The 14,322-nt window shown below is 51.3% G+C and carries 3 protein-coding genes; 1 reads left to right on the top strand and 2 read right to left on the bottom strand.

From position 1 onward, the window contains the following. Positions 1 to 65: 65 nt before the first annotated feature. Both groL and NFR57_RS07615 read right to left on the bottom strand, forming a co-directional pair. Positions 66 to 1,694: a chaperonin GroEL gene (gene groL, locus NFR57_RS07620; RefSeq protein WP_251183246.1), complete on the bottom strand. Its 1,629-nt coding sequence runs from the start codon at positions 1,692 to 1,694 to the stop codon at positions 66 to 68. Between the two features lie 37 nt (positions 1,695 to 1,731). Then, positions 1,732 to 2,019, bottom strand: coding sequence for a co-chaperone GroES (locus tag NFR57_RS07615; protein WP_251183245.1), 288 nt, complete (start codon positions 2,017 to 2,019; stop codon positions 1,732 to 1,734). Positions 2,020 to 2,271: 252 nt separating this feature from the next. Here NFR57_RS07615 and NFR57_RS07610 point away from each other — a divergent pair, with 252 nt between their 5' ends. Beyond that, the gene (locus NFR57_RS07610; protein ID WP_251183244.1) at positions 2,272 to 14,190 is read left to right on the top strand and encodes a glycine-rich protein; all 11,919 of its coding nucleotides are present in this window, start codon (positions 2,272 to 2,274) and stop codon (positions 14,188 to 14,190) included. The last annotated feature ends 132 nt before the right edge of the window (positions 14,191 to 14,322 follow it).

Below are 14,322 nucleotides of genomic sequence, written 5' to 3'. Positions count from 1 at the left end.
TTTGCACAAAAAAACTATCGCCGATATAGCGATAGTTTTTAAACGCGTTGTTATAAGTTTGACGATTAGTACATGCCGCCCATATCGCCGCCCTGCGGAGCCATAGGCGCGGGGGGAGTGGGAATGTCGCAGACTGCGGATTCGGTGGTGAGCAACGTGGACGCGATAGACGCGGCGTTCTGTATAGCCGAGCGCGTGACCTTTGTCGGATCGATAATGCCTTTTTTAACGACGTCGCAGTAGTCGTCTTTGAGCGCGTCGTAGCCGTAGTTGCTCTTTTTGGCGGAAAGTACGTTGTTTACGACGACCGCGCCGTCAACACCCGCGTTTACGGCTATCTGTTTAAGCGGTTCTTCGAGCGCTTTTCTTATAATGACCGCGCCCGTTTTTTCGTCGCCGTCGAGCGTTGCTATAAGCGCGTCCACCGCGGGAGCCGCGGAGAGCAGGGCAACGCCGCCGCCGGGTACGATACCTTCTTCCACTGCGGCGCGGGTCGCGGCGAGCGCGTCCTCGATACGCAGTTTCTTTTCTTTCATTTCCACTTCTGTCGCCGCGCCGACGTTTATAACGGCAACGCCGCCCGCGAGCTTGGCAAGACGTTCTTGCAGTTTTTCGCGGTCGTAATCGGAAGTCGTGCTTTCGATCTGGGCGCGAATGGACTTAACGCGCGCCGCAATGTCCTCGGCGCTGCCTTTGCCCTCGACGATAGTGGTGTTGTCCTTATCGACTTTAACGGTTTTGGCTCTGCCGAGCATGGAAAGATCTGCGTCTTTAAGCTCGATGCCCGTTTCGTTGGAAATGAGCGTGCCGCCCGTAAGGGTAGCGATATCGCGCAACATTTCCTTGCGGCGATCGCCGAAGCCGGGCGCTTTTACGGCGACGCAGTTGAACGTGCCGCGCAGTTTGTTGACGACTAACGTCGCGAGCGGTTCGGACTCGATGTCGTCGGCAATGATGAGCAGTTTAAGCCCTTGCGCGACGATCTTTTCGAGCAACGGCAAAATTTCCTGAATGTTGGAAATCTTGTTGTCCGTAATGAGGATAACGGGGTTGTCCATAACCGCTTCCATTTTTTCGGTGTCCGTGCACATGTACGGGGAAGCGTAACCGCGATCGAACTGCATGCCCTCGGTAAAAGTGAGGTCGGTAGTCATGGTTTTGGATTCCTCGACGGTGATAACGCCGTCGTTGCCGACCTTTTCCATAGCTTCGCTTATGAGCGCGCCGATTGTTTCGTCGGACGCGGATATGGAAGCTACCTGCTTGATAGCGGTCTTACCGTCAACGGCTTTGCTTATCGATTTGAGGTAAGCGACCGCGCTGTCGGTGGCTTTTTCAATGCCTTTGCGCACGATCATGGGGTTGGCGCCCGCCGCAACGTTTTTAAGCCCTTCGCGTATAATGGCTTGGGCGAGCAGGCAAGCGGTGGTCGTGCCGTCGCCGGCAACGTCGTTTGTCTTGGTCGAAACTTCTTTGACTATCTGCGCGCCCATGTTCTCGAACGGATCTTCGAGTTCGATTTCTTTGGCAATGGTAACGCCGTCGTTGGTTATAAGCGGCGCACCGTACTTTTTGTCGAGTACAACGTTTCTGCCCTTTGGACCGAGCGTAATTTTTACGGTGTCGGCAAGAGCGTTTACGCCTTTTTCAAGCGCTTTGCGGGCTTCGTCGCCCGTTTTAATCTGTTTAGCCATGATAATTCTCCTTATTCCTTAATAATATTAAGCCCAATCAGTCCTCGACGACAGCGAGCACGTCGCTTTGGCGCATAACGGTAAATGTTTTGTCGTTCACCTTGAACTCGCTGCCCGCATATTTGGAATAGAGCACTTTGTCGCCGACTTTGACTACCATTTGCACGTCCTTGCCGTCAACGAGTCCGCCGGGTCCGACCGCAGTGACCTTTGCCATTTGCGGCTTTTCCTGATCCTTTGCGAGCAAGACGATTCCGCTTTTCGTCTTTTCCTCGGTTTCCAAAGGCTCGATAACTATACGGTCAAACAATGGTTTTATATTCATATATTCACCTCCGAATTTTTATGACCGTGCATATCATATCCCATTGCTTTTAAAATGTCAAGCAAATCTACTATAATATTACAGGGAATTTAAAAAATTTTCTTGACTTTAATGGAATTAAAATCCGATAAAAGTCTTGACAAAATATGAACAATATGTTAACATTTATCTGTATACACACGCAAATGTGAACAAATTGTTAACAAAATTGCGAAAAACGTCGAAAGACCTGCTCGTAGCGAGGTAAAAACAATGAGTAAGAACAAAGCTAAAACGAAAGCCGAAAACAGGGCGAAGCGGTTACTGATAGCGATAGTAAGCGCGTTTATAGCCATAGCCATAGGCGCGACATGCGCGCTGTGGTTTGGCAATTCGGCTAAACCCGTGAGCGTAAACGGTGCGACGGGCGACGTTTCCACGTCTACGACATACAATAATAAAGAGGGCAACGTTACAGGTCTTGCGTTAAAGAAAGACGATGTATTCAACTATTCGTATGTCAATAACAAGGTATACAATTTAACGCTTCCCGCGGGCACGTACAGATTGACCGTAAACGGCGCAAGCGGCGGCGGCGGCTATCAAAACGGAGCGTTCAGCGCAGGTTTGGGTCAAGGCGGACAGACGGCGGGCGATTTGACTTTGACCGCAACGACTACTCTTTACATAGTCGTAGGCGGAAAGGGCGCCGACGGCAAAATAAATACTTGGCAAGCCTCGTCCATTGCGGCGGGCGGATATAACGGCGGCGGCAATTCCGGACAGGAAACCAACAGCGATAAAAACGACGAAGGCGGCGGCGGCGGCGGCGCTACGCATATCGCGCTCGTGTCGGGCATACTGCGCAATCTTTCGAGCGCGGCAAATAAAGATAAAGTTCTCATCGTCGGCGGCGGCGGCGGCGGCACTTCGTTTACTCGTACCGCGGGCAAAGGTTACGGCGGCGGCGGTAACGGCGGCGTGGGCTACGGCGGTACTGCGGCTCCCGGCGGCGGCACTCAAACCGCAGGCGGCGCAGGCGGACGAAGCAACGAGGGTACGGCGTCTAACGGTACGGTAGGCGGTTTTGGTTACGGCGGTAACGGCGGTAGCGGAACTTCCGGCGGCGGCGGCGGCGGCGGCGGCTGGTACGGCGGCGGCGGCGCGGGTGTCGGCGGCATGGGCGGCGGCGGATCCGGCTATTATAAAAATACGCTTAAAAATACATACGTGAGAAACGGCGGCAATTCCGGCAACGGTACCGCTCAAATTAAAATACTCAATTTACCACCCAAAGCGCTGGCTACTACGCCTCAAGTCGCAAGCACGGCGCGCGGAACAAGCCGCGGAATCAGTATTAAGGCGAATACCGTTTCGACCGATCCCGAGGGATCGAACAGATATTTCACGCAGGGCACGGCGAGCAACCTCGATACCGTTCCCGCCGCAAACAGCGGGCTGTATTTTAATGCGGCGTGTACTTCTGCCGTATCCAGAACTTATATGGATTGGAGTTGGAGCAGTAACGGCGACACTCTTTACATAAATACCATAAAGCGTTATCCGAGAAACGGTTACGACGGATGTACTCAAAACGGCAGATTTACGCTTTATGCCAAAGTGCGAGATGCGTACGGTACAAGTCAAACGCGCGGAACGGCGGTCGTGCCGTTTTACGTTAAGGTCGCCGAGCCCGAGGCAACAAAGAAGGGTAGCGCTACAACCGTAGAAAACGTATTAGGCGATAAAGCTGTAATCGGCACGACAAGTTCGAGTCAGAACAGTACGTCGGGGCTTTACAATCCCAACGGGGATAACCGGTATACTTTAACAGTAAAAGCTCCGCTTAAAATAAACGAGCAGATTACCGTAACCGCAAGCGAACTGCTTAAAAATTTGTTTAATTATACGGGTACGGAAGCGCCCAATAACGATTTGGTCGTTATGTCGGTAGGCAGTTTTGCGGCGGCGACCGGTTCGACGAGAAAGTTCCAAATTCTCGAATACGACGGCGGAGTGACGGGTAAAAACGTTACTGCGTACAACGCGCAAAACGCGCTTATTCCCAATACGTACAGTCAGCTTACTTTTAAGTGTTTGCGCCCCGACAGTTCGTATCAAGTGTTTGGCGTTACGCTGTACGTGGTCGAAAAAAATACCGCTTACGGCAAGCAAAACGTCGTGCCGGGCATTACTGCCGTATCGCTCGATATAGTATTTAAACTGGACAATACGCGTCCGACGCTTAAAGACACTTCGACGCAAGCGCCCGTAATCGAACTCGACGCGCTTAAAACTTCGACTGTCGATCTCAACAAATATTATCAGGATAACGATACCGTAAACAAGCGTATCGATTCGACGACACATGCCATTAAGGGCATTAAGGTTGCCACGCACGAGTACGTTCAGCTCGATAAGTACGGCAATCTTGTATCGACGTTAAACGCTTCCGGCGCAAACAAAGACAAATCGTATTTCAATATTATGAACGCTTCGAGCGCTCCTGCGACAGAGGTTACCGCTGCTAAGACAAGCGGTATGCTGTCGGGCAGTCCGACAGGGTTCGATCCTTTGTTGATTAGCACAGTCGCGTCGAACACGGCGTATGTTCAGTATTCGTTCAGCAACGCGACGCTCAACCTAACGGGCTTGCGCGCGACGTATGATTTGTACGATTCGACTCGCTCGGGCAAAAATATAGCCACGTCTGGCGGAACTGCCAACGGATTGTCGAGCGCAAAAAGCGGCGCGCTTAACGCGGGGCATTTCTATATACTTATCAATATGCAGGACAAAAGCGACCCGTCCGACGCCGGAATATGGTTGCCGCTCGGCATTAAAGTCAAAAACACCGCGCCGACCGATCTGTCCAAAGAACGCGGCGCGACGGGCGCGAGCGTAATGCCTACCGCAAGCGGCGAGAGCGGAACTTCGTTCCTGTTTACGCCCATGGGCATAACGTTGAATAATACTACTTATGCGCTCGGAAAATACAATAACGGATCGGCTTATTCCAATACCGATTTGCACCCGCTCGCGGCGGACGCAGACAACTTCTTTACCGAGAACATGCTTAACGGTACTGCGGGCGCGGACGCAGGCGTACTTAACGAGCTTTTGACGCTTAATTGCACCGCGGACGCGATACGCGACTCGGTAACAAATAACGAAAACGGCGCATATTTCACCGTCGAGCTTATCGACATATTTATACCCGAGACATATTTCGGCAATTTTAAAAACGAATATGCGGGCAGAGTAAAAACGACGGGACTCGAAGTCCGAATCGGTATAGATTATAACAACGACGGTATCGGCATAAAATGCGTTGTCATAAAAGGCGTAAAAATAACGCTTGTCGGCTGGACTCACAACAGATATTTGCACGCGCAAGTTCCCGTAAAGGACAGCGACACAGGCACGACGACGGTCAGCATTGCCGTCAAGGTCGATAACAGCACGCCCGATAAACTTCAAGAAAAAGACGTTGCGTTGTTTAAATACGAATCGGAGGGCAAGCGCGTCGAAAATTCGTACAGAATAGACGACGACGGCGTTGCGACGATTACGTACAACATGCCTATGCACTCCACCGCAATCGTAACGCCTTACGACTTGTTGACGGACGGCAATATGACTGCGAGCGGCGTAAAATATCCCGCAAGCGGCTTTACGCTCAACGGCTTGTCGGGCTTGTTCGACGAAAATAACGGCGTGTTTACCGTTGACGGAGTTAAAACGGCGGGCGACAAGCGCACTACAATCAACGCGCTTGCAATCGCTCAAAACAAGATTGTAGGCGGTGCGGATTACACGCATTCGGACTATGTAAAAGCGCTTAAACAGACGCTCGGCGAAATCAGAACGACCCGCAACTTCGGTAAAGATTCGTTGCTTTCGGCAAGCAATTCGTTTTCTGCGGTTAAAGAAAGCGTAAAAACGACTGAAATTGACAGATTGTATTTCGAGCGCACCAACGACAACTCGTATCTTGACGCGTATGCGTTTAACCCGTACAAAAACGACGCGCAAAAGTTTACTCAACCCGCAATAATAGGCGATTCGTTTGTTACGTTCAAGTTCGGCAGTACGCTCAAATTCCAAACCGACAACAACGACGAAGCGCAAAACACTTTTAATCTCGACTATATAGTCATTACCGCAGACAGCAGAACGCAGGCAAACGCGCCCGCGGTTATAGAGCTTAACGTGCGCGATCGCACGGGCGCCGGTTCGACGGGCGAAGCAAACGGCGTTACCAAAATTCGTATCGAAATCAACGTTGTAAACAGCTCGCCGCGCGTGCAGTATCCCACCAACCAAGACGGCAGTGCAAAGGTGTACACGTTATCGACTTTGCCCGTAGGTTCGGCGGATTATCCGATTAACGACGCGACGCAAGGCGTAGGCGTTACTCCGTCCACGCTCATTATTTACGCGCAAAAGTATACCGTAAACGACGAGCTTAACAAAAACTTCCTTGTGGATAACGAGAAAGACCCGATGTCGTTCTACACGGCAAAATCGCCCGTAGTTTACGACAAGGACGGTAAGGATTGCAGCAACTATCTTAAAGTTACTGTTAATTCGGATACGCTTACCATAACCGCGCTAAACTCCACGCAACACTTACAGCAGGTGTTTGTAGAGTTTTACGCAACGGACGGACGGTCGTCCGACGGACAGAACATCGATTATTCGACCTGCGTTATTCAGGTCGAAGTCGAAAACGCTCGGCTCCAATACAATCACGACGAGGACGGCTTTACTCAAACCAAGTTCGACCCGAACGATCCGACGTATATGAACCTTTGGTCCGTTCAGACGTTGAACAAACAGGACATAGAAAAACCGCGCTACCTCGCTTCGGGCGACGCGGCGGTAAACGCGTTGAAATCGGATGCCGACGAGAACGCGACGGCGGGGCAGATTAAAACGGTAGTCAAGGACAGCGACAAACTTCAAGGCGTTGTGCTTGCGCCTGTCGAACATCCCGAGGACGACGTGGATGGCAACCGTAAATACAAAAACGCCGATCTTACAGTCACACCGATAGACTACAAGAGCGCGGTTCCGTATGCCGCTTTGTGGAGTTCCGTTATTCCCGCATACGCCGCGATTTTGATAGATATTCAACAGCCGAGCGGACACAGCGGCACGGTAGCTCAATATGTAGATTCGTACGATATTATCTACTATGTGGACGGCAATCCGTATTACGCGAGCAAACTGCGCGACGGCACTACCGTGGTTGCCGATTGGACGAAGTTCTTTGACGAGCACGGGCGTTGGAAAGTTACCGATTGGGCGTTGAAAATCGTTCCCAAAGCCAACAGCAATGCGGACGAATATATACGCATAAGAATGATGTTGCGCGACGACGCCGCAGTCGGCGGCGGTACGGCGGGCATGGAAACCGCGTACAAGGCGGGAAAGGCGTCTACCGTTGACGGCTTCGCATACATGACGTATCAAATGTTCATTAACGGTTTGGGCATTATTCCGTATAACTATTACGACCAGTTCGACGGTTATTATACCGTTGCGGACAGTCAAAATTCGGACGTCAAGTATATATCCACTTACGACGGCACAACGGACTCCGTTTACAGCGACGCGCAAAATACGCTTTATCTCGACGGAAGCAAAATAAGCGTTACGGGCGGCGCAACTACTCTTAAAACTCGCGCGCGACTTTCTGCCGATAACACGCTTGCGGGCGTACACTCGGGCGAAGTGTTTGTTGCGGGCAAAAATTACGAATATCCCGTAAAGGGCAATTCGGGCGGGGCGGAAGTAACCATTCCCAATCTTACCGAAAAGGCGTTCAGATATTCGGACACTATAAAAGTGGCCGGCGATAAGTCCTACACTTATATCCCTATGAGCTACTTCGCTATGCCCGCGAGCGTGGTTAAGAGCGCGGACAATGCCAACGGCGTTATAGAATACGAAGTGGACAATTACGTCGCATACGATATTCAAGGTAGGGCGTATGCTCGCGGCAATTTCGACGATATTGTAGAAGCAATCACGATTAGCGACGGCTCTACCGTATGGGGCAGAGGAAGCAATAACCCCATAAGCGCCAATCCTTATGTAATGTTTACGGCGTTCGACGCTTACGAGCCGGGTTCAGGTGCATTAAATCCGAGCAATGACGGATACAAAGCCGCGGCGAGCGGGGAATATTTTAACAACTGCTTTGCCATTTCGCCCATAGACGAACAAGGCAACGCTTTGGGCTGTCTTACGAGCGCGGACACCACGACGGTACAGAAAAACGCCAATAACCTTGTAGGCGAAAACGGCAGTTTGTTGTACCTTGCCGATCAAGCGACAAAGATACAGGAAAATATGTTCGGTATCGGTATCGCCAAAAAGAACACCCGCGCAAGCTCGGCAAATCTTACTATTACTATAGCCGTGGCGCAGTGCGCTTACGGCAGTGTCGGAGCTTCTACCGGTACGCATACCACTTACAACAATAAATCGCAGACCGCGAAAGTAACGTTTAAGCTCGAAATAGGCAACAGTCCCGTTTCGCTTGTCAGCGGCGTTTCTTCGGACTCCAAGTCGGGTTATTTCACTTCGCTCCAATTAAAGACAGGCGAGGCGGCGCAAACCATTGGTTTGTCGAGATCTGGCAGTAAAGACGCCGACAACACCGTAAATATCAAGTTTGACGACGACGACAAATGCGTTACAAACAACGTCGTTGACGAAAGCAAGTCCGACGCGGCATATTTCTATGCGGATTCCATGCGCAAGCTCGGTAGTTGGGGCGTGGGCGGCAATGCGTATTCGCGCGTTGTAAATTATACCGAAAGCGGAAACGACATTGTATTTACCAACACGTCCGATAACGCGGTTGCGCAACAGTCTATGCGCAACTACTTCGGTACGCGCAATGCGCAGTTTACGTTCAATCCCGCCGACAAAAATACTATCGGTACGGTTGACGATACGTTCAAGCCCAACGGCGGTATTTACGGATCGAATATGAACGCCGCAAACGGTTTGGAAGGGTACAGCAGTTACTTTGAAGCGTCGGTTTCGCCCGACGGCAAAACGCTGTCTATTCGCCCGATAGCAAAAACGCGTATCAATAAACAGGTTCTCGATAAAGCGGCGACGTCGCCTTCGTTCAACATCACCGAGTTCTATAACGAGCGCGGTCTGGAATACGACAGCGCGAAAGGCATGGGATATTATCCGCTCAAAGTTCTTATTTACGACAGCCACGGCGACGGCTTTACTGCAGGCTCTTACGTGGCGTTGGAAGTGCGCGTGTATATCGAAACTTCCGCGCCGTCGCTTGCGAGCACGCTCGAAGACACCGACAAAGAAAAGCCTAACGGCGATAAGAATATCCGCGTGGCGTTGCCCGTCGGCGAAACTTACAGCCTTAACATCAAGGACGTTATCGACTCCGGCGACCTGCTTACAAAGACGGGTGCGAGCGATAACGGCACGCCGTTCTGGGTGACCGATTACGAAGAGTATTTGAACAACGCGACCGCGCTTGCGGATAAATTCAAAGCCGAATCGGGAACGTTCCTCATTTCGCCGTTCTCCAAAGAAAGCGAATACGGTTGGAGCGAAACCAACAACGGCAATCTGCGCAACGGCACGGCAAAGATAACGGATAAAAAGATCCCCGTCGAATCACAGCCTGACGTCGTTATGCAAATGGAATATAACGGCGATAAACTCAACGATCAATCCGTTCCTATCAGCAGTGCGCTTACAATAAGGGTCAACAGGCGCACGACGTTCGATTCGCAACAGTATAAAGAGTTTACGTTTGCTATCAAGTTTACCGACAACGATAAGCATACCACCCAAACGCTCACTATAACGGTAGAGGTAACAAACAAAGCCCCGACCATACGGTCTAACGCGATAGCCGTTTCCAAAAACCTCAACATGCGCGTAGGCGATTCGTTTACCATAGTCGCAACGCCTTACGATTATTTTGTGGGCGCGACCAACGGCAATAAGGATTCCGCGGAAGCGTCTGCGTCGTATAAACGCCTAAATGACAGCCCGAAAGATATTGTCGAACGCAATCTTTGCAAAATTCAAGGCGATACCGATTACGGTACTTCGGTCAAGTATTCCGACCTTACGGCGAGCGCGGTTGACGCCAATGGCGCACACGCACTTCACAGCTTTGACAGCGAAGAGAGCAAATCGCAGCATCTCGGTTACGTTGCTATCGCCGACGACGATACGCCGTGGGCATTGCGTATAAAAGACACGCAGTACGACACCAACTACTTTACGCCTGCGCACGAATACGACAGAATGCCGTTGGAAGACGACTGGAACGGTAATTTGTACGCTTTGGACGTTGTTATTGTTGCGAGCAGGGTTTGCGTAAACACGCCTATATCCGTAACCGTGGTTGACGGCAACGGCGCAAGCGCGACGTTTACAATGTACGTAACCGTCGAAAGTTCCAAGCCGAGCGTAATTATGGACGGCGACAAAGTGCATAAACGTCACGAGGGACTTATTTCCACTTATAAGGACGGAAAGGAAGTCGCGGGCGTGTACGAAACTTATATGTCCGTAATGTCCGACGGCGTTAAAGAACTCAACGACGTTAAAGTACTTGACAAGAGCAAGAGCGAAACGCAAGCGCAAAACATTGCGCACGTATACGGCGAGCTCGAAATTGCGATAAATCAGATTGCTTACGATCCCGACGAATTCGACAACGCGCAGATTGCGTTGTTTGACGGCGACGGCAACGGCGACGAAGAGTACAACATATTCACGCTCAACGACTCCAAAATGACCAAGGAGCAGGGCAATGTGTATTCCAATCCCATGTTCCGCATAGACGTCGCGTCCGACTTGCGCAGTTTCAAAATAACGTGTTTGACTTACAATCCCGACAGCGATTGTGACGAACTCAAATTTTATGTGCGCGACGTGGGTAACAACATATTCAAAAACGCAGTGCCCGTAACTATACGCATAAGCACGCTGTATTCGGCTGTCACCAACGACAAGCAGGCAACTTCGTCGAGCGTGGAAAACGGCGCGCTCAAGCCGAGCGTTGTAGGCACGACTTACGTCAAACCTTACGACGACTACATCGGCGTAAGCGCGGCGGTTAAGCCGTTGCCCGACGAGCAAAAGGAGAAGATCGTAGGCGTTAAGAGCACGTATCAGTTCGTAAACTACAAAGACATGCCCGAGTCCGTCGATCAACTACCCGAAAAGACGTACAGCCTTACCGATAAGGATGTTGTAAACAATATTTACAACCGCAATTACGACGTTAAGGTTTACGCCTTGATGGAACGCGACGCAGATAACCCGCGCAAATACAATCCGTTGCCGCTCGGCAGTCTTGCAAGCGGAGTTACTTCCGTTTCGAGTTTGCTCGATCTCAACAGAAACACGTTAGGCGCGCACTATCTCAACTTCAAATCCGACGTGAATGTAAGTTCGTATTTGGTCGGCGGCGTTAATGCCGGCGGCAGTGCGATAGGCGGTATCAACAACACGTTGTTGACGTTCTTGCAACAGTATTTCGAGTTTGAAATAGGCGCCGACGGCACGTCCTTGCATTTCCGTCCCGTTACGGCTAATATCGACATGAATGTGCTGTTCTTCGTCGAAGTGTCCAAGAGCCTTAACTCGTCCAGAGTTATCAGCCCTTACGAAGTAGGTACCAAGTCCGGCACGCTGTTCTATGTAAATGTCAAGGATTCCGCGCCGATTGCCAACACGGTTGAGTCAGTATTGCAGTTCACGGGCAAAAAAGGCGACAGCCACATATTCCCGATTTACAGCGCGGAAAACGCTTACTCTGCTATGTTTACCGATTCCGACCTTAACGATTCGGTCATAGTAAAGGCGTTCGCGCCGTCGGGCAACCTCAACGAGGATTACAATACCGCGCTCAAAGACGCGGATTGCGATTGGCAGGCTCGCACGGGCGTCGGTCGCGCTATCGAAGTGGAGGTCAACAATACCGACACGACAAGCGCAAGCGGCATACCCGCGCACTCGCTCAAACTCACCATACTTCGTCGTATCGACAAGATAGTAGCAGGTAAGTATCTTAACGAGGTTTCGTTCCCCATGTACATCACGGGTTACGACAAAGCCGATCAGCCCGCTACCGTTCAGCTTAACATAACGATACAGAACTCCGACTTCGATATGAGCGAGGATAAGCTCAACAACGATTCGCAAAAGTTCAATCTCTTTGGCGAAGGTTACGCGATGTATAAGGACGAAGCCAGCGAGCGCGAGCGTTCGTATGTGCTCGACGCTTATGTCGCTCCCGACAGCGAACAGCTTAACGTCAATGTCGTAGCCGACGGCTGGCTCGACGATCCCGATTACACGGATATGTCGCGCGATACGGACAGCTTCCGCCTTATACAAAAGACGAGCGGCGAAAACTCCGACAAGTACCTGTTTAATACGCCGCTTACCGTGCGCTCGGACGCCGGTAACGAAAATATCGCAGTCGTAACGCCTGTGTTCGGCAAGGACGAAAACCATTTCTCGGGCATCAAGATAACGGCGGAAACTTCCAAGCGCGGCGTGACCGGTGTGGCGTATATGCGCATACTCGATCGAAGCGGCAACGATACGGTCGAAAGCACGGGCATTGTAATTGCGATTCGCATAACCGTGTTGAACGCGCCGCCCACGCTGTTGCCCAATACCGAAAAATCGTTCTCCGTTATCGGGCACGACGACAAGGTGGGCACGCCCATAGTTATCGACGTAACCAAGTACGTCACGGACAGAAACAACGACACGTTGCGCCTGTACAGTATGCTGCCGATAGGTACGGACGATATTCACTGCACGGATACCGTTGACATGGGCGGCAACCTTGTGGAAGTCAGCGTTTCCGAGGACGATAACGGCAAATGTATAATCACGCCGCGCAAGGGCTTCTACGGCACGCAAAAAATTCAGTTGACCGTTGCGGACGGCGATTTGTCCACGGACATTAACGCGCGCACGGTTATACTCGAAATCACGGTGTCGGTCGTGTACGACTTTAACCAGATTGCGCAACTCAACCGAGTATCGGCTATTCGCAGTCTGCCCACCAAAGTAACCACGGAAAAACTGTTCCCCGATATAACCGACACGTACAACCCCAACTTCTATAACGAGAACGGCGATAAGGCGGCTGTTGCGGCGGACGACGAGCAAAAGACGTTCAACCCCGGTAGCGACTATGTAATAACCGCGCTCACGCCCAACGGTGCGAACGTAACGGTGGATAAGGACGCGGACGGCGATTGGCAGTTCACTTGCACGCGCGAAATCGAAGAACTTACGTTCAGCGTCGAATTAGTCAGCAAACTCGATTACGACTTTACCGTCGGCGCACCCAAGGAAGGCGCGCAAAAGTTGACCAAGACGTTTATTGCCACGGTGGGCAAGAACCACGCGCCGACGTTGCTTGATAACTTTAAGCGTGAATCGGGCTTTACGTTCCACACTCGTCCCGGCGATTACGGTCTTGACAGCAACGGCACGGTTGCCCTTACTACTACAATGTTGTTTGCGGACGTGGATTTGGCGCTCGGCGACCGCATGTTGTTCGACGCGAAAGTTACCGATGTAATCTCTCCGACGATGTGCTCCGTGCGCGTCAGCGAGGACGGATCTATCCTTTATCTTACGTTCAACGTTCGCGGCGAAACCGAATTGACTGTCGGCGTAAAAGACCGCACGGGCGAAACCGTAAAAGCGACGTTCGTCATTAATAACATCGACCGTCCCGAACCGTCGTTCATGAACATGATAAAGATTAGTTACGAAACTTATCCGTTTATATGGCTGGGCGTCGGAATAGGTTTGCTTGTGCTTATCCTGTTTATCATACTCTTGATAATCCTGCTTAAACGTCGTAAACGCAAACGCGAGGAGTTGGAAGCGATACTCGTATCCGAAATGGAACTCGAAGAACAGATGATGCGGCTTGCGGGCGGACCCGCCGCAGCCCCGTATCAGTCTTACGGATACTTGCCTCCGACCATGCCCGTGCAGAACGATCCCAACCTTATGCTGGGCGCGGGCGGCGCGACGCCTCCTCAAAACAACGCTATCGGGCTTAACCCCGGCGCGGCTAACGACGGAGCTAATCAGCAGTTCGGCGGCGATAGCGGCGTATCCGGCGATTCTGATATGTAAAATAACTAACATACTGTAAGCAGTAAAAAGCGAGCGCGTTATGCGCTCGCTTTTATGTTAGTGAATTTAACCACTGGCTATGCCAGTGGGCATCATAGAGCTTTAGCTATGGGGATAGACAAAAAAAGTCCT

It is taken from the genome of Anaerocaecibacter muris (assembly GCF_943192945.1).
In the GTDB taxonomy this organism is placed as follows: domain Bacteria; phylum Bacillota; class Clostridia; order Christensenellales; family Pumilibacteraceae; genus Anaerocaecibacter; species Anaerocaecibacter muris.
This window is presented reverse-complemented; position numbering and strand designations above follow the sequence as displayed.